This window comes from Paracoccus sp. PAR01 (assembly GCF_014851995.1).
GTDB classification, from domain to species: Bacteria; Pseudomonadota; Alphaproteobacteria; order Rhodobacterales; family Rhodobacteraceae; genus Paracoccus; species Paracoccus litorisediminis.
In genome coordinates, this window is sequence record NZ_JACVAW010000006.1 from 158,634 (window position 1) to 183,236 (window position 24,603).

The 24,603-nt window shown below is 63.7% G+C and carries 17 protein-coding genes; 7 read left to right on the plus strand and 10 right to left on the minus strand.

Going from position 1 to position 24,603, the window contains the following annotated elements:
• Positions 1 to 79 precede the first annotated feature (79 nt).
• Both IB235_RS12270 and IB235_RS12275 read left to right on the plus strand, forming a co-directional pair.
• Entirely contained in the window at positions 80 to 1,282 is a 1,203-nt protein-coding gene (locus tag IB235_RS12270) for a patatin-like phospholipase family protein (RefSeq protein WP_370576884.1), read from the plus strand.
• 34 nt (positions 1,283 to 1,316) lie between these two features.
• Complete coding sequence (locus IB235_RS12275) at positions 1,317 to 2,639, plus strand: TRAFs-binding domain-containing protein (protein WP_192336975.1); 1,323 nt, start codon at positions 1,317 to 1,319, stop codon at positions 2,637 to 2,639.
• A gap of 6 nt (positions 2,640 to 2,645) precedes the next feature.
• Here IB235_RS12275 and IB235_RS12280 read toward each other — a convergent pair whose 3' ends face one another.
• A complete protein-coding gene (locus IB235_RS12280; protein ID WP_192336976.1) occupies positions 2,646 to 6,644 on the minus strand; it encodes a TIR domain-containing protein in 3,999 nt (1,332 codons plus the stop codon).
• 110 nt (positions 6,645 to 6,754) lie between these two features.
• Entirely contained in the window at positions 6,755 to 7,309 is a 555-nt protein-coding gene (locus IB235_RS12285; RefSeq protein WP_192336977.1) for an XRE family transcriptional regulator, read from the minus strand.
• A gap of 30 nt (positions 7,310 to 7,339) precedes the next feature.
• Here IB235_RS12285 and IB235_RS12290 point away from each other — a divergent pair, with 30 nt between their 5' ends.
• Complete coding sequence (locus IB235_RS12290) at positions 7,340 to 8,239, plus strand: DMT family transporter (RefSeq protein WP_225612255.1); 900 nt, start codon at positions 7,340 to 7,342, stop codon at positions 8,237 to 8,239.
• A 2-nt stretch (positions 8,240 to 8,241) separates the two neighbouring features.
• On the opposite strand, the gene IB235_RS12295 is transcribed toward IB235_RS12290, so the two are convergent.
• Both IB235_RS12295 and IB235_RS12300 read right to left on the minus strand, forming a co-directional pair.
• A complete protein-coding gene (locus IB235_RS12295; protein WP_192336979.1) occupies positions 8,242 to 8,763 on the minus strand; it encodes a GNAT family N-acetyltransferase in 522 nt (173 codons plus the stop codon).
• Between the two features lie 68 nt (positions 8,764 to 8,831).
• Positions 8,832 to 9,380, minus strand: coding sequence for an XRE family transcriptional regulator (locus tag IB235_RS12300; protein ID WP_225612256.1), 549 nt, complete (start codon positions 9,378 to 9,380; stop codon positions 8,832 to 8,834).
• A 141-nt stretch (positions 9,381 to 9,521) separates the two neighbouring features.
• Between IB235_RS12300 and IB235_RS12305 the strand changes: the two genes are divergently transcribed.
• A complete protein-coding gene (locus IB235_RS12305; RefSeq protein WP_192337025.1) occupies positions 9,522 to 10,076 on the plus strand; it encodes an NADPH-dependent FMN reductase in 555 nt (184 codons plus the stop codon).
• Between the two features lie 70 nt (positions 10,077 to 10,146).
• On the opposite strand, the gene IB235_RS25560 is transcribed toward IB235_RS12305, so the two are convergent.
• The 6 genes from IB235_RS25560 to IB235_RS12335 all read right to left on the minus strand — a co-directional run bounded on the left by IB235_RS25560 (position 10,147) and on the right by IB235_RS12335 (position 18,772).
• Positions 10,147 to 10,896, minus strand: coding sequence for a calcium-binding protein (locus tag IB235_RS25560; RefSeq protein WP_192336981.1), 750 nt, complete (start codon positions 10,894 to 10,896; stop codon positions 10,147 to 10,149).
• A 209-nt stretch (positions 10,897 to 11,105) separates the two neighbouring features.
• The gene (locus IB235_RS12315) at positions 11,106 to 12,494 is read right to left on the minus strand and encodes a hypothetical protein (RefSeq protein ID WP_192336982.1); all 1,389 of its coding nucleotides are present in this window, start codon (positions 12,492 to 12,494) and stop codon (positions 11,106 to 11,108) included.
• Positions 12,491 to 13,579 carry a glycosyl hydrolase family 8 gene (locus tag IB235_RS12320; protein ID WP_192336983.1) on the minus strand — a complete coding sequence of 363 codons (1,089 nt, stop codon included), beginning with the start codon at positions 13,577 to 13,579 and terminating at the stop codon, positions 12,491 to 12,493. Before IB235_RS12320 ends, IB235_RS12315 begins: the two co-directional genes overlap by 4 nt.
• Positions 13,579 to 15,825 (minus strand): cellulose biosynthesis cyclic di-GMP-binding regulatory protein BcsB, encoded by a 2,247-nt coding sequence (locus IB235_RS12325; protein ID WP_192336984.1) that lies wholly within the window; start codon positions 15,823 to 15,825, stop codon positions 13,579 to 13,581. Before IB235_RS12325 ends, IB235_RS12320 begins: the two co-directional genes overlap by 1 nt.
• Positions 15,822 to 18,143, minus strand: a complete 2,322-nt coding sequence (gene bcsA, locus IB235_RS12330) for a UDP-forming cellulose synthase catalytic subunit (RefSeq protein ID WP_155040958.1) — start codon at positions 18,141 to 18,143, stop codon at positions 15,822 to 15,824. Before bcsA ends, IB235_RS12325 begins: the two co-directional genes overlap by 4 nt.
• A gap of 32 nt (positions 18,144 to 18,175) precedes the next feature.
• Positions 18,176 to 18,772, minus strand: coding sequence for a hypothetical protein (locus IB235_RS12335; RefSeq protein WP_155040957.1), 597 nt, complete (start codon positions 18,770 to 18,772; stop codon positions 18,176 to 18,178).
• Positions 18,773 to 19,251: 479 nt separating this feature from the next.
• Between IB235_RS12335 and IB235_RS12340 the strand changes: the two genes are divergently transcribed.
• From IB235_RS12340 to IB235_RS12350, 3 genes are read left to right on the plus strand one after another with little or no spacing between them, the layout of a single operon-like run.
• A complete protein-coding gene (locus IB235_RS12340) occupies positions 19,252 to 22,353 on the plus strand; it encodes a response regulator (protein WP_192336985.1) in 3,102 nt (1,033 codons plus the stop codon).
• The gene (locus tag IB235_RS12345; RefSeq protein WP_192336986.1) at positions 22,343 to 23,203 is read left to right on the plus strand and encodes a protein-glutamate O-methyltransferase CheR; all 861 of its coding nucleotides are present in this window, start codon (positions 22,343 to 22,345) and stop codon (positions 23,201 to 23,203) included. Before IB235_RS12340 ends, IB235_RS12345 begins: the two co-directional genes overlap by 11 nt.
• Positions 23,200 to 24,537 (plus strand): diguanylate cyclase domain-containing protein, encoded by a 1,338-nt coding sequence (locus IB235_RS12350; protein ID WP_192336987.1) that lies wholly within the window; start codon positions 23,200 to 23,202, stop codon positions 24,535 to 24,537. The genes IB235_RS12345 and IB235_RS12350 overlap by 4 nt, the downstream gene beginning before the upstream one ends.
• The last annotated feature ends 66 nt before the right edge of the window (positions 24,538 to 24,603 follow it).

The following is a 24,603-nucleotide window of genomic DNA, read 5'->3' on the forward strand; positions in this document are numbered from 1 at the left end:
GGATTTTCGGCGCTCGGCCCCGCCGATATCATTTCCCCATCCAATGGGCTGCGCTTTTCTGATAGAAAAGGATACCGCTGTGGCACATGAACTTAACGGCCATCTTTTCGGTCCCGGACCCAAAAGGATACTCGCGCTGGATGGCGGCGGCATTCGCGGCATCCTGACGCTGCAAATGCTACGCCGGATCGAGGAACTGGTCCGCCAGCGGACCGGAAATCCGCAAGCGGTGCTGTCGGATTACTTCGACCTGATCGGCGGCACCTCGACCGGCGCGATCATCGCCTCGGCCTTGGCGCTTGGCTGGCCGATTGATCGGGTCGAAACGCTTTACAAGGAATTCGGTCTGGACATCTTCAAGTCGTCGATGTTCCGCAAGGGGCTGCTGCGCCCCAAATTCTCGGCCAATGCGATCCGGGTGGGGCTGGAACGGGAATTCAAGGATATCAAGCTGGGCGGGCCCGAGTTGAAGACCGGGCTGGCGATCGTGGTCAAGCGTCTGGACACCGGCAGCCCATGGGTCATCCACAACTGCCCGAAAGGCGTCTTTTTCAATCAGTTGCATGGCAGCGGCTCGACCCCGAACAAGGATTTCCTGCTGCGCGAGGTGGTCCGCGCCAGCGCCGCCGCCCCGACTTATTTCGAGCCCGAAATCATCAGCGTGTCGTCCGAGATCAAGGGCGCCTTTGTCGATGGCGGGGTCAGCCCGCATAACAACCCGGCCTTGCAACTGCTGATGCTGGCCGCCCTGAAGCGTCACGGGCTGAACTGGCCGATCGGCAACGACAATATCCTGATCGTCTCGCTTGGCACCGGATCGCGCACGACCGTTCTGGCGCAGGACAAGGTCATGAAGATGACCGCGGCCGAGCTGGGCGTTCGCGGCCTGTCCTCGCTGATGGATGATGTTTCCGCCCTGAACGAGACGCTGTTGCAATGGCTGTCGGACAGCCCCACCGCCCGCGAGATCGACAGCGAGATCGGCGATCTGCGCGAGGATTTTCTGGGCGGAGGCAATCCGCTGCTGACCTATCTGCGCTATAATGTCGAATTCGATCCCGCCTGGCTGAAGCGGCATCTGGATCTGGACTATACCCCGGATCAGCTGGATTCCGTGGCGCAGATGGACAAGCCCGAAAACATGGCCGACCTGATCAAAATTGGCCGGGCCGCGATCTCGCTGATCGATGAAGCGCATTTCGATCCTAAATTCGATATTCCGTCCGCCCCATCAGGCGAAAAGCGCGACCGTCCCTCCGACGACCAGGAGCAGTGGACCTGAAAATGATTGGACGGGCATTTGAACGGAGGCCGCGATGACCAAACCATATTGCTTCGTCCTGATGCCATTCGGGACCAAGCCCGATGGCCGGGGCGGCAGCGTCGATTTCGATGCGGTCTATGCCGAGCTGATCAAGCCGGCCATTGTCGCGGCGGGTCTTGAACCCATCCGCGCCGATGACGAACAGACCGGCGGGCTGATCCATACCCCGATGTTCGAGCGGCTGCTGCTATGCGAATACGCGGTGGCCGACCTGACCGCCGCCAATGCCAACGTGTTTTACGAACTGGGCGTCCGCCACGCCACCAAGCCCCACACGACCATCCTGATATTTGCCGCGAATGGCGCGCAACTGCCCTTCGATGTCGGGCTGCTGCGTGCGCTGCCCTACCAACTGACCGCAGGCAAACCCGCCGAGGTCGAACCAACCCGTGACGCGCTTGCCGATCGGCTGCGTTCGGCGCGCGGCGGTACCGTCGACAGCCCCGTCTATCAGCTGATCAACGGCTATCCCGCGATCGACCCCGCGCTGACTGACATCTTCCGCGAACAGGTCCAATATGCCGAGTCGATCAAGGACCGACTGGCCAGCGCTCGCCACGCGGAAAGCGTCGAGGCGGTGCGAGCGGTCGAGACCTCGCTTGGTTCGCTTGAGGATGAGCAGGCCGGGGTGCTGATCGACCTCTACCTGTCCTATCGCGCCGTGCAGGGCTATCAGGACATGGTTCGCCTTGTCGAACGCATGCCCAAGCACCTGTCGGGCACGATACTGGTGCAAGAACAGCTTGGCCTTGCGCTGAATCGGCTTGGTCGCGGGGAAGAGGCCGAGCGCATCCTGCTGGAGCTGATCAAGCGCCGCGGCCCCTCGACCGAGACCTATGGTCTGCTGGGGCGGGTCTACAAGGACCGGTGGCTGACTGCGCGCGATGGCGGCCAGACTGTGCTGGCGCGGGGGCTGCTGATGAAGGCGATCGACGCCTATCGCAAGGGTTTCAGCACGGATTGGCGCGATGCCTATCCGGGGATCAACGCGCTGTCGCTGATGGAGCAGGCCGAAAACCTTGCCCCCGAACAGGCGCGATTGCTGCCGGTCGTGCGCTTCGCCGTAGCGCGCAAGATCGAAACCGGAGAGCCTGATTACTGGGACCACGCCAATCTGCTTGAGCTTGCGGTGCTGGCCCGCGACCCGGACGGCGCGGTGGGTCATCTTGGCGATGCGCTGGCGGCGCTGGATGAGCCGTGGAAGGCCCAGACCACCGCAAGGAACCTTGGCATGATCCGCGACGCCCGACAGGCGCGGGGTGAGGATGCTACATGGGTGCTTGAGGTCGAACAGGCGCTGACGGGGCACGGATAAGGCGGCTTATGGCGGCAGCGGCGGGTCGTAGCTGTCGCAATCATCGGGCAAGGCATGGGTGGCGACCCTGATCTCATCGGTCAACCCATCGGTCGCGGGATCGGGCTTGCCCGAGATATTCGGCAGATAGCGACAGGCCAGTTGCAGGATGTTGCCGGGCGGCAGGTTGCGCCACAGCCGCAGGGAGCCATCCTCACCACCGCTCACGATGCGCGCGCCATCGGGGGAAAAGGCCACGCTGTTCACCCAGCCCTGCTGACCCCGCAGTGGCGCGCCCAATTGCGCACCGGTCGCCACATCCCAAAGCCGCAACGTGCCGTCATCGCCGCCGCTGACCAGCCGAAGCCCGTCGGGCGAAAAGGCGACGCTCAGCACCGCCCCCTGATGTCCGCGTAAGGGCTGGCCCCGCTGCGCGCCGGTCGCCGCATCCCAGATCCGCAGCGTGCCGTCATCGCTGCCGCTGACAATGCGGCTGCCGTCGGGGGAATAGGCGACGCTTCGCACCACGTCATCATGCCCCAAGATCGGCTCACCCTGCGGCGCACCGGTCGTGGCATCCCAAAGCCGCAGGTTCCCGTCCTCGCTACCGCTCAGGATACGCGCGCCGTCAGGCGAGAAAGCGACTCCAAAGGCGATGCTGTCCGCCCCCTGCATCGACCCGCCCAAAGGCTTGCGGGTCGCCACGTCCCATATCCGCAGCGTGTCGCCTGTGCCGCCGCTGGCGATGCGGGAACCATCGGGCGAAAAGGCCACGTCATAGACCTCGCCCTCATTGCCGCGCATCGGCGCGCCCAGTTGCGTGCCGGTCTTGGCGTCCCATAGCCGCAACGTCCCGTCCTCACCGCCGCTCAGGACGCGGGTGCCATCGGGTGAAAAGACGACGCTGCGGACGACGTCATTATGTCCGCGCAGCGGTTCACCCAATGCCGCGCCTGTCGCCCCATCCCAAAGCCGCAGCGTTCCGTCCTCACTGCCGCTGACAAGGCGGCTGCCGTCGGGAGAAAAGGCGATGCTGTTGACCTCGTCCACATGGCCGCGCAGCGGCGCGCCCTGCGGCATGCCGACCGTAGCATCCCATATTCGCAGCGAGCCGTCCTCGCCGCCACCAAGGATGCGGCTGCCATCGGGCGAAAAGGCGACGCTCCAGACCGCGCCCTGATGACCGCGCAAAGGTTCGCCCAGTGGCGCACCCGATGCCGCGTCCCATAGCCTCAGCGTCCCGTCCTCGCTGCCACTGACGATGCGGGTGCCATCGGCGGAAAAGGCCGCGCGGTAGACCTGCCCGCTATGCTCATGCATCGGCTCGCCCTGCGGCGCGCCCGTCGCGGCAGCCCACAAACGCAACGAGCCGTCGTCGCCGCCACTGACGATGCGGGCGCCATCGGGGGAAAAGCTGACGGTCCAGACCCGGCCCTGTCGCCCCTGGATCGCATCGCCCAGTGGCGCGCCGGAGGTCGTATCCCACCGGCGCAATGTGCCGTCCTCGCCACCACTGACCAGACTTAGACCGTCCGGGGCAAAGGCCACGCTCAGGACCAGCCCCTTATGCCCGCGCATGGGCGCCCCCTGCTGCAGGCCCATCGCCGTGTCCCACAGCCGCACCGTACCATCGGCGCTGCCACTGGCGATGCGCGCGCCATTGGGGGCAAAGGCCACGCTCCAGACCCCGCCCGCATGGCCGCGCATCGGCAAGCCCAGCTGCGCCCCGGTCGCAGCGTCCCACATCCGCAATGTGCTGTCGAAACCGCCGGTGACAATGCGCTTGCCGTCGGGGGAAAAGGCCACGCTGGTGATCCAGCTTTGATGGCCACGCAGCGGCTCGGCCAGCGGCGCGCCCGAGCCGGCATCCCAGATCCGCAGCATGCCATCCGCACCGCCGCTGGCGACACGGGCCCCATCGGGCGAAAAGACCGCGCTCCAGACCCCGCCCTCGTGCCCGCGCAGGATCGAGCCGGGTTGGGTGAAGCTCATCGCGGTCGACAGCGCCTGATAAGCCGTCGCAGGCGGCGGAAACGGTTTCCCCGCTTGCTCGGGCCACGCCGCCAGAACCAGCTTCAAGGCATCGATCGGTCGGGTTTCCGCGCGCGACAGGGCAAGCAGCGTAATCGCGTTCACCTCGGCCTCTTCAGCGCGGATCAGGTTCTCGCGCGTGCGGTTCTGCAGGTAGCCCACGGCGACCAGCGCGACCAGAATGGCCACGACCCCCGCCGCGGTCAGGCCGCGCCAGATGTTCTGCCACCTGCGGCTCAGTGTCACGAACTGGCGCTCGGACGGGCTTGGCCATGCCGGATGGCTCTGCATCAGCATGCGGTAATCCGGCAGGTCCGATGGCCGCGCCAGAAAGCCGCGGCGACGGCGGTTTTCGATCCAATGCCCTGCATCCGCCATCAACCGCCCCAGAACCCGCATGTCGCGGGGCTGGTCCTGAATGGTCTGATGCAGTTTCGGCCATTGCCGGATCAGCGCTTCATGGGCGATCTCGACATGGCTGTCGCTGGTCTGGACAAGCCTGCCGAAATCCGATCCCGCCAGCCGGTCGATCAGGTTCCGCTCATCCTCGTCGAATTCATCAAGCGCCGCGATCCGGCGCGTCGCCCCCGAGGCACTTTCGCTCAGCTGGATAAGCCGGACAAAGATCGGCATCAGCCGGTCGACATCTGCCGGTGGCAGCAGCTTTTCGATCCGCTCACCTTCGTGTCCCAACGCGCCAAGCGCCCCGCCATTGGCCGCAAAGGCCGCCAGCAGCCCGCCGTGACGCGCGCGGTCGCGCCATGTCAGATGCAGCGCCATCTGGGCCAAAGCGAGGTCCCCCGGCCGATCGGAAAGATCCTTGCGCAGGCGGACCACAAGCTTGTCCTGCTCGACCTCATCGCCATGCCCGGCCAGCCGCAGCGGTCCCTTGACGATCTCGGACAGGTCGGCGGGCTGCTTCAGGCGAAACTGCGTCTCGGGCGGACTGATCAACCCGCCCAATCCCTCGATCCCCGCCACGAGGTTCAGATAATCCGAACGCAGCGTGACCAGAATGCGCAGCCGGTCGCCCAGACTCTCCGAAAGCCGCGCGACCAGCCGCCCGAACGCGGCCCTTGCGTCCGGAGCGGCTTGGGTCACCAGCTCTTCGGCCTGATCGATGATCAGAAGCGTGCGAGTGCGGGCGGGATCATGGCCGCAGCGCAAGGCAAAGGCGGGGTCCTGCACCAGCGCAGCGCGAAAGCTGACAATTTCGGCCATGTCGCGACCGGCCAGCTTTGCGGCGCTTTCGATTGCGTTCTGCAATTCGCCCATCGGATCGCGCAGCGGCCGGGTGGTGACGACATGCCAGATTTCGGGATCGCCATCGCGCGCCATGTCACCCGCCAATGCGCCGCCGCGCCAGGCATGGGCAACCCCGGCCCGCGCCAGCGACGACTTGCCTGCACCGCTATCCGCAACGATGGTGACCGTAGGATGCGCGGCAAGCAGCGCAAGGATCTCATCGGTTTCCTTGCGGCGACCAAAGAAGCGGTCCGCCCAATCTTCGGTCATGGTCCGCAGACCGGGAAAGGGGTCCGCGGTCAGTGCTGGCAGGCCAGCATCGCCCGCATCCTGGCCAAGGGCCGCGCGCAACAGGCGCTGCATCGCGGCAGGGTCGCTTAGCGGGTCCAGAACCGCATGAAAGCGGCTGGCAAAGGGCGAAAGACCTTCGGCATTGGCGCCGCCATGCAGCACCGGGATGACGCGAAAGCGCGGGTCGCTGATCGCCCGCGACAGGGCCAGATCGGTTTCGGCCCGCACCCAGTTGCGCACACCGGTCGAGCCGACGACCACCGCACAGGCGCTGGCCGCCTGCATCGCCTCCTCGATCTGCTCGACCCATGGTCTGCCCTCAGTCAGATCGTCCTTGTCCAGCCAGATCCGCAGCCCGATCAGCTGGGCCTCGGGGCTGGCAAGCAGGCGTTTCTTTATTGCGATGGCAGCGGCAGTATCGAGTCCGGAATGACTGAGAAACAGGCAGGGCGTATTCATCCCCATATCCTTGCGAATAGCCGTCCGCAAAGGATTGAGGAAAACGCGCGCTATCGCAAATTATTCCGATAGCGCGGCTGCAAAATGCGGCCCGCATCGCATTGCCAAGCTCAGCTGACGACGTTTCGGATAAAGCGCAGCAGATCGGGGCCGTCATTGTGATAGCTGTAATGCTGCGATGACGGAAAGATGGTGAATTCGCCCGCCGGAACGGATGTCGCGACCCCATCGATGACAAGACGCAGCGTCCCCGCGACCACATAGATCATCTCGTGCCATCCGGCAGGGTCCGGTTCGGCCTGATAGTGATCGCCAGCCGCAAGGGTCCATTCCCAGATCTGCGCCTCGGCCTGCGCGGGCGCGGCACCCAGCAGCCGTGCGAGACTGCCATCCGCGCCCCGCCAAGTGGTTTCGCGGATCTGCGTGCGCGGACGCCCCGGCTCGGCCACCAGTTCGACAAAGCCGACCCCCAGCGCCGAGGCCAGCTTGTCGAGGCTGGACAGGCTGACATTCGCCTGCCCCGCTTCGACATCGACGATCAGACGGCGGCTGATCCCCGAGGCCTCGGCCAATGCCACCTGGCTCAGACCGCGCGCAATCCGCGTCTGCCGAAGATTTTGGGCCACATGGCGCAGGATGGCGGGATTCTGTTCTTGATTGTGCATTATATTGCCTATAGGTCTATGCGCATTATGATGCACATCCCTCGCCTTCGCAACTTGCCCCTGCCCGAACTCTCGCTGATCGGCGTCACGATGATCTGGGGAGTGACCTTTCTGATCGTCCATATCGCCGTCGAATATACCGGCGCGCTGCTGTTGGTCGGTCTGCGATTCCTGATCGCAGGGATACTGGCGGCGATTCTTGCAGGGCGGCATCTTCGGCAGGTCACCCGGCTGGAGCTGCTGGCAGGTCTTTCGATCGGAGCATCGCTGTTCATCGGCTACGTGCTGCAATCTTACGGCCTGCAAACCGTTGAAAGCAGTATGTCGGCCTTTCTGACCGCGCTCTACGTCCCGCTGGTTCCGCTGCTGCAATGGGCATTGTTCCGCAAGGCCCCGGCATTGTTCAGCTGGATCGGTATCGGTCTGGCCTTTGCCGGCCTGCTGCTGATTTCAGGCGGCAGCGCGGGCCATCTCCGCATGTCCACCGGAGAGATCGCCACGCTTGGCGGCACCATCGGCATCGCGCTGGAGATCATGCTGATCGGCTATTTCGCCCCCCATGTCGACAGCCGCCGGGTCACCGCGATCCAGTTGCTGGCGGTGGCGCTGTTCTGTTTCCTGTCGATGCCGATTGCCGGGGTCGAATGGCCGGAATTCTCATGGATCTGGGTGGGCGCGGTGATTGGCCTGGGCGCTGCCAGCGCCATGATCCAACTGGTCATGAACTGGGCGCAAAAGACCGTATCCCCGACGCGCGCCACGGTCATCTATGCCGGCGAGCCGGTCTGGGCCGGCATCGTCGGGCGCATTGCTGGTGAGCGGCTGGGACCCTATGCCTTGATCGGCGGCGCATTGATCGTGCTGGGCGTGCTGATCAGCGAGCTTAGACCATCCTGGAAAAGCCGGACGGATCGCCGGGCGGCGACCTGATTTCAGGCGGCGGGCGACGGAGCCTGTCGCTGATCAAGCTTCAGCTGCAGGAACGCCAGATCCAGCCAGCCGCCGAACTTCATTCCGACCTCTTGCAGCAGGCCGACCTGCTCGAAGCCCAGTTTCTCATGCAGGCGGATCGATCCGATATTCCCGGCCTCGATCCCCGCGACCATCACATGCTTGCCGATGTTTTGCGCGCGCTGGATCAGAGCCACCATCAGCGCCTTGCCGATACCGGCACCGCGTTGATCGGCGCGCACATAGACCGAATGCTCAACCGTGTGGCGATAGCCGTCAAAGGCGCGCCAATCACCAAACGAGGCATAGCCAAGAACATCCCCGCCGTCATTCACCGCGACCAGCACGGGATATCCCGCCCGCTGCCGATCGGCGAGCCAGTTCGCCCGGTTGTTCAGATCGACCTTGGTATCGTTCCAGATCGCCGTCGTATGTTCAACCGCGTCATTGTAGATCGCCATGATCCCTTCAAGGTCATGCTCGTCCGCGTCACGAATATCCATCTTAGCCCACTCGCCACTATAGTTGCAATAATGTCCACTATTGTAGACTTTCTGTCAACGCAACCACTTCAGGCATCACGCAGGATCGTCACCGCATAGACGCAGTCGCGGTCGCCTTCATTGCGAAAAATGCAATCGGAGGGGGGCCCCAGTTGCAGGCAATCCCCCTGATGCAGTTCATGCCGCAGGGGGCCTTCGACAAAGACCAGATCGCCCTTTAGCACCCAGATCAACTGGCGAATGAAGGTATAGGCCGAGGCAGGCATCGGCACCTCCTGCCCGGCCGGAAGGCTGATCTGCACCAGTTCGACCGGCAGGTCCGAACGGGGCGAGACTTGCCGCCGGAGGTACCCCGTCTCGGGGTCGGTCCAGATGGGTTGATCGTCCTTGCGCAAAAGCGACCCGCCCGCCGCCTCGGCCCGTGCCAGCAGGGTAGACATGCTCAGCCCGAAAGCCCCCGATAGCTTGCCCAGCAGGTTTGCGGTCGGGCTGCTGTCGCCCCGCTCGACCTTGTGGATCATCGCGCGAGAGACGCTTGCGCGCGCGGCAAGATCGGTCAGCGACCAGCCGCGAACTTCCCTTTCGGCGCGGATACGGGCGCCGATCCTGTAATCCATGTCATCCTGCTGCATCGTGCCATTATAGTGGACGGATTGATCCTGCCACAAGCCTGCACACGGGACGCGCGAACAAGGGCTATGGACTTCGCCATTCTGGCTGGCCATCGTCCGCCCGACCAACTGCACAAGGAGCGCATCGTGACCAACATTCTGGGCCTGTCGGGCAGCCTGCGTCGGGGATCGTTCAATGCCGGTTTGCTGCGCGCTGCTGCCGAAGCCGCCCCCGAGGGCACAACCATCGAGATCGGCAGCATCCGCGAGGTCCCGCTTTACGATGGCGACCTTGAGGCCCAACACGGCCTGCCGCCTGCGGTTGTCACCCTGCAGGAGCAGCTGAAGGCGGCGGATGGGTTGCTGCTGGTCACGCCCGAATACAACAACGGCATTCCCGGCGTGTTCAAGAACGCCATCGACTGGATGTCGCGGGGCGAGGGTCTGGGCCATTTCGTCGCCAAGCCGGTGGCGGTGATCGGGGCCTCGCCCGGGGGGTTCGGCACGATCATGGCGCAGAACCACTGGCTGCCGGTGCTGCGCACGCTGCGCTGCTCGGTCTGGGCCGAGGGTCGGCTGCTGGTCTCACGCGCGGGTGGGTTGTTCGACGGCAATGGCAATCTGACCGACGAAAAGTCCCGCACCGCCTTGGCCGATTTCATCGCAGGCTTTGCCGCCAGCCTTGCCGTCGGGTCGCGCTAAGAACGCCATCCTCTTTGCGAATAGGACCGGCACTTTCGCGCCGGTCCATAAGGCGTCATGCGCCTAGCGATCACAGATCGAATACGAAATCCTTCATATCCAACTGGCTCAGGCGGAAATCGCTTAGCCGGACGCTGGTATCGCCATCCAATCTGATGACCACGTCGTCACCGCTCTGCACGGCCGAGTTGATCGCCGAACGAACCTGCGAGGTGCTGAAATCGTCGAAGTGAAGACGGTCTACGCCATTTTCGAAATCGGTGATCACGTCACGCCCATCGCCACGTTCGAACTCGAAGTAGTCAGCCCCCGTACCGCCGATCAGACGATCGTTCGCGCGCCCACCTTCAAGGGTATCGCGACCTGAGCCACCGGCCAGATTGTCGCTGCCAGCCCCGCCCTCAAGATCGTCATTGCCCGCGCCACCGCGCAAGGAATCGTTACCGGAATCGCCGTCAAGCTCATCATGGCCATCGCCCCCCACCAGAAGGTCATGACCGGAGCCGCCCTCAAGATCGTCATTGCCAAGACCGCCATAAAGCGAGTCATTGCCCGCGCCGCCCTCAAGCTCATCCGCGCCAGTGCCACCATCAAGTGAATCTGCACCTGCACCGCCGAACAGCGTGTCATTTCCCGAGCCGCCCAGAAGGCGGTCGTTGCCGTCCTCGCCGAACAGACGATCCCGACCGTTTCCGCCATTGATCGTATCGTTACCGTTGCGGCCATACAGGCGATCATCGCCATCAAGACCACGGATGATGTCGGCCAGCGAAGTCCCGTTGCGCGTGTCGTTGCCCGAGGTCCCGGTAATGCGTGCCATGATTGTGCTCCTACAGATGTAACCTACCATCGGCCTGACTGCCCGCGAACCGGACAGACTCAGCTTGGTAAGCTTCCTAGCGCATCTGTCCTGACAGCTTCCTGACGCGACCTGTCAGGCTTTTGCCAGATTCCCATCGACACCCTGCCGACGGACCGTCACACATCCTGACCCAGCCCCTGCAACCGAGGATGCCGAAGGCACAAGGCCTATTCCGAAGCCGCCGCGGCCAGTCCTTTCCGGGTCTCGGTCGTCGACAATTCATTGTTCAGGCGCAGGAATTCGGCATGCGCCTTGGGGCGCTGCCCGGCATTGAGATAGGCATAGGCCCGCAAGATGGCCAGATCGCGCCGGATGCCGCCAGTGACCTGCTCCAACGCGTCGAAATAGCGGACCGCATCGCGGAAGCGGCGTTCGCGATAGGCCTGCACGCCGCGCTGGTCCAGAATCTGCCGCTCGACGTCGACGCGCTGCTGGCGGGTGAAATCGGTTTTGGCGGCGATCCGCGAAGCCTCTTCTGCCATGCCGAGTTTCAGATAGGACAGCGCCAGACCATATTGCGCCTCGCGTTGCTGCTTGGCGGTCAGGCGTCCCGACAGTGCCGTGCGGAAATCGGCCATCGCATCCATGGTGCGGTTCAGGTTGTAGACGCACCAGGCACGCTCCAGAACCGTTCCCGCCGCACGGGCATTCGCGGTTCTCGCGGCGCATTGGGCGGGGCTTTCATTCGACCTGCGCGGCGCGACAGCTTCGGCGCGACCAGCATCCGGGCTGCGCGTCTGTTGCTGCCGTTGCGGCTGCGCCTGCTGCTGTGGTTCCGCCCGCGGGGTGGCGGCCTGCTGACGCGGCGCGGGTTGCTCGGTCCGGGGCTGGGCGACGGCCGGCGCGGCTGCTCCTGATCCCCGCCCAGCCAGAAGACGCTGCAAAAGCTCATCAAAACGCGCGGCCTCGGCGGGGAAACGTCCGCTGACCTGCGCCACCATGGCGCGCAACTCGGTGCTGCTGCTGACCGCATCGGCCTTTTCGATGGTTGCGGTCAGATCGGCCGGATTGACACAGGCCCCCAGAATGGCGCGATAGGTCGCAAGTGCTTCGGCCGAGCGGCCCGCGCTGCGTTGCCCGTCGGCGATCCGCCAGGCGTTGTTGATCCGGTCGCAGCGCAGCAGGCCGGGCGTGCGCGCGGCAACCGAACGGGCCGCGTCCACATCCCCGCCATCCAGCGCCGAGTCCAGCGTCTGCTGACCTGAAGCCGTCTCAAGCTGCGTGGTCATGTCGGCGGGCGGGGTCCAGTTCGGATAATCCCGACGCATCGCGGCAAGGGTCCCGCGCGCCTGTTCGATCTGCCCGGCGGCAATTTGCTTGTAGAAGGTGTCGATCTCGCCGCTGGGGGCCGAATTCGACAATTGCCGCAGATCGGCGGGCGGCGTCCATTGTGGGTATTTCAACCGCAGGCGCCGCAGCTCGGCCTCGACCGCAGCGGTCTCATTGCGCTGCAGATAGATGTTGAGGGCAAGGAACTCGTCAGGCGACGGAGCGTCCTGCGCGAAGGCGGGCAGAGCCGCCAGCATCATGGCTGCAAAGATGGTCGAACGGATCATAGGGGCACGCATTGGGGAAACTGGGTGGCTTGGGCAACCAGCGCCATCAGGTGCAAGGTCGCCGGGTAGTAGGGTTGTTCGCTCGTAAAGCGCGGCATGACCGAGCCGACGCCGCCAGATGCCGCGCAACTGCTGAGGGCCGCGACCGCACGATAACCTGCATGGCTGCTGCGTTCCAGCGCCTCGCGGGTGATGGGGTCAAAGACCACGGCCGGGCTGTCGGTCTTCCACGCGGCCGAAGTGGCCTCGGCAAAGTTCCGGACGGCCCGCGACTGCGCATTGCCCGACCACAGCGCCATCAGCGGCACGCGGATCGCCTCATAGCCGGAATTGCTTGAGAAGTTTTCCGGGGGCGTCGTCGGCCCCTGCGGCGTCAGCGCGACCCAATCGGGCACCAATCCGGTCTGTGCCAGCGTTTCGATCAGCTCTTCGCCGGTCGCGGCCATTGTGGCCAGACCGGCAATGCCAGTCGCCGCGGCCAGTTCCCGCATGGCGCGCGGCATGTAATAGGATGGATTGACGACCAGTTGTTCGGGGCTGCGGAAACCCATGGCGGCGGGCAGCATGATCGGCCTGCCGCTGCCGTCAGGATGTGGGGCCGAGCAAAGCCGGACGATATCCGCCGCGATCTGGCCAGCGCGGGCGATCAGGTCGGGGCGGTCCTGACGCGCGCCGGCAAGGATCAGCCCCCAGGCATAGAACAGGTCCCCATCCGTCGCATTGTTGCGGTCCTGGATCGGGGGATCGGCATCGGGCTGCCAACGCCAGGCCATCAGCGCGTCGTCGCGCACCGCCAGATTGGCATCGCTCCATGCCATGATCGAGTCAAAGGCGGCGCGGTCGTCGAACATCGCGGCCAGCGTCAGGCCATAGCCCTGCCCCTCGGAATGGCTGGCAGAGTTCTGAAATCCGTCGATGACCCGCCCGGCATTATCAAGGCACAGGGATTTCCACATGCGCCAGGATTCCTGCAGCGGATGCTCGGGGTCGAAATAGCCCGTGGCCGTGTCCCCCCATGCGCGATTGCCGCCCAGCAGCAGGGATGTCGATGCGACCGCACTGGTAAGAAAGGCTCGGCGGTCCATCAGCGCAGTCTCCGCTTGCGGAAAAGAACGACGATCAGCAGCGCCGGAATGATCGAAATCAGGCCAAGCACCAGCAGACCGAGCGTAAAGATGAAGGGCGACCACGAGGCGTAATTGCCCAGAACCGGCAGCAGGTTCAGGGGCGTGACCGCCTCGCGCATGCGGGGAAGCTGCGCCGAGGCCCAGACCTGATAGGTTCCGTCATTGGACAGCAGTACCGCCTTGCCCTCGCCCAGCGATCCGGTGCGCAGCTTGTTCAGGGCGGGACCAATGGCATTCGCCTGGGCATCCGGTCCGACGATCAGCCGCAGCGCTTCAGGCTGGTCGGCATGGCCTGACATCAGCAGCGCGTCGCCCTTGCGGCCCTGCAGCCAATCGCCCAGATCTTGATCCGAGGTCATGAAGGCCGAATTTCGGACCCGTTCCCGCATGCCCGACAGCCAGCCGCCAAAGGACCACGCGGGCTCCTTGGCATTCTCCTTGGCCTCGGTTGGTTCGGCATCGGGCGCGGCCTCGCTTTCCTCGCTCAGCCGGAACTGAGGCGCTGCGGGCACAGGCGCGGCCTTGGCCACGGGCGCGATCTCGACCGGGAACAGGGCCTCTTGCAGGACCCGCGTCGGGATACCTGCATCCGAAGGCCGCAATCCGGCAATATCGACCAGACTCAGGCTGACCTGATCATCCGGCTGGTCGCTTGGCGTCAGCCCCGCCGCCAGTTGCGTCGCGAAAAGATCCAGAGGCTTGGCGTCAATCGCCTGCGGATCGACGGTGATACCCACAGGCGTCAGCGTGGAAAGCGGGCTGGTGATGCCCGAAAGCTGCATCGCCGGCGATTTCGGCACTTCGATCGTGGTTTCCTTGGTCACCACCAGCATATCGGTGCGGCGCGGCGCGCAGGCCGCGTCAGCGGGATCGCCCGGCACCATCATCTCGAAGCTCAGCGTGTTCTGCCCCGGATTAAGCAGACGCGCGCCAAAGGGAATGGTCAGGGGATCGACGATCCGGCCACCGTTCCGATCCAAAGGCAGCAGCCGGATGGTTTCGTCATTGACCTTGACCAGCAGCATCGCGCCTTTCGGCAGGTCGTCGGCAAAGCCGTATTGCAAGTCCAGATGGGCCTTTTGATTGGCAAGCAGAAGCCAGTCCGAAGGCAGGCGGAAGCGGAAATCGTGGCGATAATAATGGGTGTTGCCGATCAGATCGGTTCCGCCCAGATCGGCCAGACTGCTGGTCTGCCCCGGCGTCAGCATCGGAGGGGGTGCCGCCTGCGGCATGGTGTCGGGCAAAAGCACCCCGCCCAGATCCGGCAGCGTGCCATTGGCGGATTCGACCTGCAGCACCGGCGCGCCATTCGCATCCTGACGATAGCTGACAAGGGATCGATCCGAAGGGATCAAGGCGACCGTCGCGCTGTTTCGCGCGGTGGGCATATAGAAGGACTGGATATTGACCTGCCCTTGCCCCTGCATGGCCCCGCCCAATGCGGTGGCCAGCCCGCGCAAGGCCGCAGGCTCGATCCCCGGATCGGCCAGCAGGTTCACGGGACGCCCGGCGCTGATCTGGTTGCCGACGGCCAGTGAAAACAGGTCGGCATTCGGCACCAGCGCATCGACCGGATATTCCGCGCCGCTGCGGGTCAACTCGACCTCGGTCCAGACGTCAAAGCTGGCATCCGGACCGCAAAAGATCCGGTGGGGCTGCCGCAAGGACAGGGCTATCCGGTTCGGTCCGGGCACGAGGTCCGGCGCAGGAACCCGCAACGTGCCGAAACCGTCGAACTTGTTCAGCGGCAGCTCGACCGGAGTAGCGCCGTTGATCGTGACCTGCATTCCGGCGGTATCGGCCAGAACGTTGATGGATGACCGGACGCTAAGCACCAGTTCAGGGGGCAGCGGCACACCATCGGGCAGCCACAGGACAAACTCGCTGGTCGCGGTTTCGCCGGTCAGCCGCACCACGCCCGGTTCCGGCAGGCTGGTGCCCATGACGACGCTATGCGGCAATGAGGGCGGCGGTCGCAGCGTCAGCAGCAGCTTGCGATCAGGCGCTTCGCTCAGGGGCGCGGTGGCGTCGCGCTGTGCCGGGATCGGCACCGGCACCGATTCCGGCTGCTCCACCGGGGCGGTTTCGACAGCCTCGGGTGGCGCGATCTGGATTTCGGGCACGGCTTGCGCGAAAGCGGTCGAGGCAAGCAGGCTGAGCATCAAGGCGACCCCACCCGGGGACAGTCTGGCGCGCGGCGTCATCGTTTGCCCTCCATCCCGATGAAGGCGTCGATGGGTTGGGGCATGGCCTCGCTGCGATGTTCGTCCGTGTCGAAATCCGCGCCGAAAGCCATGAGATGCGCGGGCTTCTGGCCCTGATGCTGCATCCGGGCATTCCTGCGCCGCCGCGCCGGTTCGCGCATGAAGTCCGAAATCGTCTTGGGGATCGAGGTCACCATCAGCCCGATGATATAGGCAAGCCCAGCCAGCAACCCCTTGCCCTCGCGGTTGGCCTCGCGCTGCATTAACCAAGTTTCGCTGTTGCCGAAGATCAGTTGGGCCACCACCTCGCGCACGACGATCGGTTGGTCGGGCAGGAACCGGACACCCAGCAGATTGGCATTGTTCGCGCCGTTCTTGATGCCAAGGACCACCGCCCGCACGTTCTGTTCAAGATGCGGGGCATTGTCGAAGCGCGGGCGGAAACTGATCTCATCCCCGACGCGGACCATGCGCGCGTCCTTGCCGGAAGGCGGCTGGTCCACCCGCAACTGGGCGCCGCTGGTCGACACGTCCAGCACCGTCGCCTTCAGCGGGAACGGACCCGAATTGGCCCAGCTGATCGTGGCGGGCACGTCGATCGCGACACGCGGCGCGGCGCGGCGTTGCTGCTTTTCCGATACGGCGCGCAGCGACAGCGACACCAGCAGCAGGTTGATCACCGCCCAGACCCCGACGACGGACAGCACGCTGCGGTCGCCGGGAAAGGCGATCCAGCGCACGACCAGCGCGATGACGCCCGCCAGCGTCAGGCCGAACAGTCCCAGCAACGGCTTGTAGATCGGCGAGATGTAATTCTCGGCCAGCGTCTCGTCCTTGGCGGTCACGTTGAACTTGGCAGCGCGCGGGCGAAGGATGGTCCGAAAGATCGAGGTTGCCAGATAGGGGGCCTGCGCGACCTCATAGATCTCCGAGATAAGCGGCCATCGGTAGCGCGCGAATATCCCGTTCTGCACCATCAGGACCACAGCCATGTAGCTGAGCACATAGGCCATCGCTTCCTGGAAGGTGGTGACGACGATCTCGACGCCGAAGAACAGGTAGGTCAGCGGCGCGATGATATAGACCAGCCGGATCAGCGGGAAGAACCAGAAGGACATCGAGTTGATATAGCACAGCCGTTGCAGCGGCTTCAGGCCCGGCCGGAACAGCGGGTTCTTCAGCATCAGCATCTGGACCATGCCCGAGGCCCAGCGGCCGCGTTGCTGGATGAAGGACACGAAGGTCTCGGGCTGAAGCCCCGCGATCATGGCGCGGTCGATATACAGGCTGCGCCAGCCGCGCGAATGGATTTCCAGCGCGGTTTCGGCATCCTCGGTGATGGTTTCCCCGGCAAAGCCGCCAACGCTGTCCAATGCCTTGCGGCGAAGCACCGCCGCCGAGCCGCAAAAGAACGCGCCGCCCCAGCGATCCAGCCCGCGGTGGATCATGCCATAGAACATCTCGTTCTCGGGCGGGGATTTCAGGCCAAGGTTGCGCTGGATCGGATCGGGGTTGATGAAATGGTGCGGCGTCTGCACCAGGAACAGCTTGGGGTCCTGCGCGAAATAGCCGACGGTACGGGCCAGAAAATCGCGCGAGGGCACGTGGTCGGCGTCAAAGACCACGACCAGATCGCCGTCCAGCCGCTCAAGCGCCGCACTCATGTTGCCGGCTTTCGCGTGTTCGTTTCTGGCGCGGGTGGAATAGATCACGCCCAGCTCGGCGCAAAGCGCCTGCAACTCGGCCCGGCGCGCGCGCGAGCGGGCTGCCAGTTCCGGGTCCGGGGAATTGCAGCGCTGATCCGTCCCGCCATCATCGCACAGAACCACCCGCCGACGCGAGGCCGGGTAGACCATGTTCTTGGCCGCCGACAGCGTGATGCTGAGCATCTCGGTCGGCTCGTTATAGGACGGCACAAGGATGTCGACCGTGGGCAATTGGTCCAGCTCGACCTTGGGCGGCAGTCCCCGTTCCAGCGGATCGGCGGTGATGAAGCCACCAAGGAAAAAGACGAGGATCGAATAGGTCTCGACGATCAGCAGCAGCACGGCAAATACGAACGAGGCGTTCAGTCCCGGCTCGGGCAATGTCGCGGTGACGCGCCAGAACCAGTAGCGCAGCACCACGACGCTGGCGACCGCGACAAAGGCCGTCCGCGCCACGATATTCGAGGTAAAAGGCTTGAGCAGCATCACCATCAGAACGGCGACGATGCCCAACATGCCCTGCGCCATGTTCGAAACCGGGGCCGAGCTGAGGATGAAGACGGGGATCAGCGTCGCGACCCAAAGCGCCAAAAGAACAATTCGCAAAGGCATTTGCTTACTCGCAATACTTCCTGAACGTGCCGTCACGGGCTCAAATTCCCGGACGGCGCCGCCAAAGGTGACAACATGCGGCTGGAACCATCCGGCGCGCGAACGGCGGCGCTGACGCCCGTGCTGGCCGCCAGCAGCGGTGCCAGCGCGTCCTGCTGGCTGCCGTTGACGCAATTGCGCACGATTATGTCCATAATACCTGCACCGCCGGGCAGCTGGCGCATGCCACTGTCCAGCCGCCGGATGCCCAGAATGCAATTGGTGCTGCCGCCGACCATCTGCCCCGCCCAGAAATAGCTGCCAGCCTCGTCTTCGGCCTGCAGCAGGTCGCCGGAACTCAGATTGGTGAAGGGCTGGGGCAGACCGCCAAACCGGGCGACCAGATCCTCGAACCGCAGCCGGCCAAGACCGGCCGAGCCGGTTCGCGTCCGCAGCAGGATCATGTTGTCGCCGGGAACCGTGGTGTTGTTCACCAGACCGATCTTTTGTTCGGCCTCGATCCCCAGATGACGCTGGAACACGCTGCGAATGTCCGGCGCATTGACCCAGGCCTGGCTGGCGGACACGGCGACGAAGGGCGTGCGCTCATCGATCTGGGCACGGGTCAGGCCGAAGTTCTGCGCGTCCACGGCGCAACCCGCCGTCATCGCGGTTGCAAGGCACAAGCACAGAAGAAGTCCGAATTTCCTAATGGTTGCAAGAGCATCACAAGACAGCAAGCCTTGATCGATTTTGCGGTCACATCCAGCGATCATCGTACTTCCTAAAATTCCATTCGTAACCTTGACGGGGGTGAGGGCGGGAGCCTGCCCTTTCCTAGGACAAAGCATGATATGATTGTGGCATAAAGGGCAAGTTCACCCTTCGATTGCAGTCATTGAACGGTGCAAAAAGGGTCAGCGCAAGAGTAAGCGCCACCCCTTACCACTACCGATTGTCGGTTCCAGATCGAATTTTCAGGCTTGCGCATCTGCATCGCTGCAGTGCGGCAGATGCGTGACAGGTGCCTGTCACCTTTTCGACTAAGCCTGCAGGCGATATATGGTGGTTGGAAACACGGAACAATTGATCATAAAATCATTCGATTTCTGCAGTTTGGAGCGAAGCCTTGGCCCAACGTTCGATCAGCTTTTCTCTTGGCTCGCAACTTGGCGCGGTCATGCTCAGCTTTCTGCTGGTGGTGGTCGCGGTCAGTTCGGTTGCCTATTGGGGCACCAAGGAATTGTCATCGACCCAGAACCACGTCCGTGACCTGACCGCCAGCCTGACCTCGATCGAGGCGGTCGAGCGGTCGATTCTGGCCCGCGAACTGGCGCTGGTCGACACGCTGTCCCGAGGCACCGAAGAATCGCGCAAAAAATTCGAACAGGCCCACAAGGACACCCTGACCGCCATCGAGAACCTGCTGCGGCTGCCCGGCCTTGACGCGCAGGCGGTGGCGGATGCGGTCGCCATTCAGGTCGCCGCCACCCAATGGATGAACCAGCGCGCATTGCCCTTGCTGACGCGCATCGAGGGGACGGTGACCCCGGCGGCCCGCGCACAGGCGCTGGCGCATTACCTGACGACCAATGCCACCGATCTGGTGGACAGTTTCCCGCGGGAATCCTTTGACCGCCTGTCCGGGCTGGTCGAGGACGAACTGGACGAGGCGCGCGCCCAGCGTAACGCCCTGATCGACCGGATGCGCAACGCGACCGTCATGTCGGCCATCTTTGTCTGCATTGCCGCCCTTCTGGCCTATGCGTTGCTTTATCATCGCATCGGTTCCCCGCTGAAGCGGCTGGCCACAACCATGGAGCGGCTGGCCAATGACGACCGCAGCGCGACCGTGCCGTTTCAGGAACGACCCGATGAAATCGGCGCCATGAGCCGGTCGCTGCTGATCTTCAGGAACCTCGCAGTGGAGCGCAGTGTGGATCTGCAGGTCCGGCGGTTGCTGACCGAGTTGTCCCAGACCATCCAGCAGCAAAAGACGCTGATCGACTTTTCGGATGCCGCGCTGCGGACGCTTGCCCCGCAGATCAAGGCAGGGGTCGGCGTGTTCTTTGCCTATGACGAACAAAGCCGGTCGCTGAACCTTTATGCCAGCTATGGCTACAAGGAACGGCGCCACGTCGCCACGCGCTACATGCTGGGCGAGGGCCTCGTCGGGCAGGCGGCGCTGGAACGCAAGACCATCGTGCTGACCCCGGTGCCCGACAATTACGTCAAGATCCACTCGGGCTCGGGCGAGGGAACGCCGGAACTGGTGCTGGTCGTCCCGGTCGTGGTGCAGGACCAGCTGATCGGCGTGATGGAGTTCGCGACCTTCGACAAGCTGGATGAGGTCGGACAGCGCATTGTCGAGGATGCCCCCGCCGTGGTCGCGCTGCCGCTGGAAAACCTGCGGCGGGTTCTGCGCACGCGGGAACTGCTGGAACAAAGCCAGCGGCAGACCGAAGAACTGCAAGCCGCCGAGGAAGAGCTGCGCGCCCAGCAGGAAACCTTGCAGGCCACCAATGATGAACTTGAGCGCCGCAGCAAGCAACTGGCCCTGCAAGGCGAAAAACTGGTCGAGTCCCGTCAGGAAGCCATCTCTCGCGCCGAAGAACTTGAGCGCGCCAACCAGTACAAGTCGCGCTTCCTGGCCAATATGTCGCATGAATTGCGCACGCCGCTGAACAGCATGCTGATCCTGGCGCAAGATCTGGCCGAGAACGGTCAGGGCAATCTGGACAGCGATCAGGTCGAGGCAGCTGGGGTGATCCATGCCAGCGGCGTCAGCCTGCTGCGTCTGATCAACGACATCCTCGACCTGTCCAAGATCGAGGCCGGCAAGCTGGAAGCGCATCGCGAGCGGGTCTCGCTAATCGCCCTGTGCCACACCATCGAGCGCACCTTCCGCCCGCTTGCCGAACAGAAGGGGCTGGAATTCGTGCTGGAACGCGATCCCGCCCTGCCCGACCATATCTGGGCGGATGGCGGCCAGCTGGAGCAGATCGCCAATAACCTGATCGGCAACGCGATCAAGTTCACCGCCGAGGGCCGCGTCCACGTGTCGCTGCAACTCGCCGAGGGTGGACAGGTGCTGGAAATTTCAGTCACCGACAGCGGCATCGGCATTCCGGACGACAAGCTTGAGACGATCTTCCGCCCCTTCGAGCAGGTCGATGGCAGCACCCGCAGGCAATTCGGCGGGACCGGGCTTGGTCTGGCGATCTCAAGGCAGCTCGCCCAGTTGCAGCAGGGCGACCTGTCCGTCGAAAGCGCCGAGGGCAAGGGCTCGACCTTCAGGCTGTCGCTGCCGCTGGCACCCGAGGAGGACCAAGGCGACACGCCGGAGCCGCCGCGCCCCGCGCCTCCCGTTATGCGAAAACAGAATGGTGCCGCGCCGATCGCCCCCTCGCCTGGTCAGCGGACGGTGCTGGTCATCGAGGACGATCCCGGCACGCAGCTTGCGATTTCGCAGCTTCTGACCCGCGCGAGTATCGACTCGGTCTCGGCGATGAATGGTGAAACCGCCCTGAGCATGCTGGCCACGCGCAAGTTCGGCTGCCTCATTCTGGACATCGGCCTGCCGGACCTTTGCGGCTTTGAGCTGCTGAAGCAGATATCAGAGCTTGGCGACACGCCCCCGGTCATCATCTACTCGGCCCGCGACCTGACCCCGGACGAGATCATGGACCTGCGCGCCTATACCGACAGCATCATCCTGAAGGGCGAATATTCGCAAAAACGCCTGCTGGAAGAGGTCGAACAGTTCCTGCAGCACGCTCCCCAACCGCAGACCGCGCCCGCCGCCAAGCAGCCGAAGATGAACGGGCAGCACCCGCCACAGGATACCGGGCTGAACGGCAAGCTGCTTCTGGTCGATGACGACATGCGAAACATCTATGCGCTGGCCAAGATCCTGCGCGGCAAGGGCATGAATGTCGTTCTGGCGCAGGACGGGTTCAAGGCGCTGAGCGAACTTGAAGCCCATCCCGACATCCAGATCGTCCTGATGGACATGATGATGCCGAACATGGACGGCTACGAGGCGATGACCGAAATCCGCAAACGCGGCGGCGCGTGGTCGGACCTGCCGATCATCGCCCTGACCGCCAAGGCGATGAAGGAGGACCGCGAAAGGTGCCTTGCCGCCGGCGCGACGGATTACATGACCAAGCCCGTCGATGTGCCCAAGCTGCTTTCGATGATCAGCGAGAGCCTTCCGCATGGAGGATGAAGTCGCGACGTTCACTCGAAATCTATTCGAGAGATATGGCTGCGACTTCCGCGGGTATCGGTCCAGCTCGCTTGAAAAGCGGCTGCGCAACCTTTGCGCAAATCTACAGCTGCCGGGCATTGACGCCCTGACCGATTGGGTTCTGGACAACCCGACCCGGATCGATTTCATCGTTGAAAACATCACCGTTCCGGTGAGCGATTACTTTCGCGAGCCCGAGACCTTCGCCGAGGTCAAGGAGCACGTCTTTCCGCATCTGCGAAGCTTCTCGAACATCACCATCTGGCATGCGGGCTGCGCCGCGGGCCAAGAGGTCTATTCGCTGGCGATCCTGCTGAATGAGGCCGGTCTGTATTCACGCAGCCGAATTTTCGCCAGCGACATTTCGACCAGTTGCCTGAGCGCGGCAAGGGACGGCGCAGAGATCGATGAAAAGCAACTGGCCGCGATCGAGCGACGCTATGCGCAAGGCGGCGGGTCGGGCTCGCTGTCGTCCTATACGATCAGGTCCGGCGACAGGTATCGCTTTGACCCGCAGCTTTTGAAGAATGTCACATTCATCCAGCACAATCTGGCGACAGATGGCGTGTTCTGTGAGGCAAATCTGATCTTTTGCCGGAACGTGCTGATCTATTTCGGCCCCGAGCTTCAGCGTCGGGTTTTTGACCTGTTTCAAGATTCCATGTTTCGTGGTGGATTTCTGTGCCTCGGCAGCAGAGAGACACCGATCAGCACCGGAGCGGCCTATTGCAAAGAGCCGGGGTGCAACCTGATCTATCGCCCGCTGCAGCCAGCCCGCAGCCAAATCAGCATGGGTGATGGCCTGATCGAAAAGGGTGGCGACCAATGACGGACATTTCGCTTGAAGAACTCGGGAAAGCCGACGAACGGCCCAGAATCCTTATTGTGGACGACATCCCGTCAAATCTGCTGGCGATGAAGATCCTGCTGCGCGATGTCGGTGCTGACCTTGTCGTGGCGCATTCCGGCAACGAGGCGCTGTCGCTGGCGCTTGATATGCAATTCGCGTTGATCCTTCTGGACGTGCAGATGCCCGAGATGGACGGCTTTGAGGTCGCGAGCTACCTCAAGGACAACCCGCTTTCGGCCGAGACGCCCATCGTCTTCCTGACGGCCTCGAACGCGGATGAGATCAACCAGATCCATGGCTATATGTCGGGGGCCATCGATTTTATCCCCAAGCCCGTCAATGAGACGATCCTGATTTCCAAGGTTTTGATTTTCCTGGAACTGCATCAGAACAAGAACCGCCTTGTCAGCGCACTGAGAGAGGTGCATCGCCAAAGGCAGATCCTTCAGGCCACGTTCGATGCGGTGGGCGACGGCGTCATCGCGACCGACAGGGGCAATCGCGTGTCGTGGATGAACCCCTCGGCGCAGCGGATCACCGAATGGCTGGCCGACAGCGGCTGCGGTCAGGATCTGGATGAGGTCTTTCCGTTGTTTTCCGCCGACGGGATGCCGATGAATGAAGGGTTGTTCGATCCCTCGCAGAATGGCGGCCTTCGCGCCGACGAGCCCCAGACGATGCTGCGCACGAAAGCGGGCGCGCTGTTGCCGGTGACAAGATCCGCCTCGCTGGTCCGGGATACGGAGGGGGAGATGATCGGCGGCGTAATCGTCTTTCAGGACGCCTCGGATGCCTATGCCCGCCAACTGGCCCTGATCGGAGAGGCCGAGACCGACCCGCTGACCGGTCTGCTCAACCGGGCCGGTTTCAACAAGCGATGTCAGGTGCTGCTGTCCGAACAGAAATGCGATCTGGCGCTGCTGTTCGGTGATCTGGACCTGTTCAAGCCGATCAACGACGCCTACGGCCATGCGACAGGCGATGTGGTGCTCAAGGTCATTGCCTCACGATTAAGCGATTGCGTGCGGACCGAGGATATCGTTGCCCGCTGGGCCGGGGACGAATTCGCCGTGCTGATGGTCTGCAACGACCGCAGCGATGCCGAGCAGATGGCCCGCCGCTTGATCGAGGCCGTCCGGCAACCGATTGCCGTCGGCGATCACGGCGAAGAGGTTGTCGTGGGCATCAGTCTGGGCATCGCGCTGGCCAGCGAGTCGTCCTGGAACCAGACCGAGCTGCTGGCCAGCGCCGACCGGATGCTCTACGCGCAGAAAACGCGCCGTGACCGGTTGGCGTCACGTATCCGTGGCTAAGTGCCTGCGACACTTCTGCTTATTGCTTTTCCTGCCAATTCCGCCCTTACTTGCGGGGTAGCGATG

Excerpts from the sequence above, each read along its gene's own strand:
- IB235_RS12350 (WP_192336987.1), top strand. The coding sequence starts at position 23,200 with ATGACGGACATTTCGCTTGAAGAACTCGGGAAAGCCGACGAACGGCCC.
- IB235_RS12295 (WP_192336979.1), bottom strand. The coding sequence starts at position 8,763 with ATGGATATTCGTGACGCGGACGAGCATGACCTTGAAGGGATCATGGCG.
- IB235_RS12300 (WP_225612256.1), bottom strand. The coding sequence starts at position 9,380 with ATGGATTACAGGATCGGCGCCCGTATCCGCGCCGAAAGGGAAGTTCGC.
- bcsA (WP_155040958.1), bottom strand. The coding sequence starts at position 18,143 with ATGCCTTTGCGAATTGTTCTTTTGGCGCTTTGGGTCGCGACGCTGATC.
- IB235_RS12315 (WP_192336982.1), bottom strand. The coding sequence starts at position 12,494 with ATGATCCGTTCGACCATCTTTGCAGCCATGATGCTGGCGGCTCTGCCC.
- IB235_RS12290 (WP_225612255.1), top strand. The coding sequence starts at position 7,340 with ATGCACATCCCTCGCCTTCGCAACTTGCCCCTGCCCGAACTCTCGCTG.
- IB235_RS12345 (WP_192336986.1), top strand. The coding sequence starts at position 22,343 with ATGGAGGATGAAGTCGCGACGTTCACTCGAAATCTATTCGAGAGATAT.
- IB235_RS12320 (WP_192336983.1), bottom strand. The coding sequence starts at position 13,579 with ATGGACCGCCGAGCCTTTCTTACCAGTGCGGTCGCATCGACATCCCTG.
- IB235_RS12275 (WP_192336975.1), top strand. The coding sequence starts at position 1,317 with ATGACCAAACCATATTGCTTCGTCCTGATGCCATTCGGGACCAAGCCC.
- IB235_RS25560 (WP_192336981.1), bottom strand. The coding sequence starts at position 10,896 with ATGGCACGCATTACCGGGACCTCGGGCAACGACACGCGCAACGGGACT.
- IB235_RS12280 (WP_192336976.1), bottom strand. The coding sequence starts at position 6,644 with ATGAATACGCCCTGCCTGTTTCTCAGTCATTCCGGACTCGATACTGCC.
- IB235_RS12285 (WP_192336977.1), bottom strand. The coding sequence starts at position 7,309 with ATGCACAATCAAGAACAGAATCCCGCCATCCTGCGCCATGTGGCCCAA.
- IB235_RS12325 (WP_192336984.1), bottom strand. The coding sequence starts at position 15,825 with ATGACGCCGCGCGCCAGACTGTCCCCGGGTGGGGTCGCCTTGATGCTC.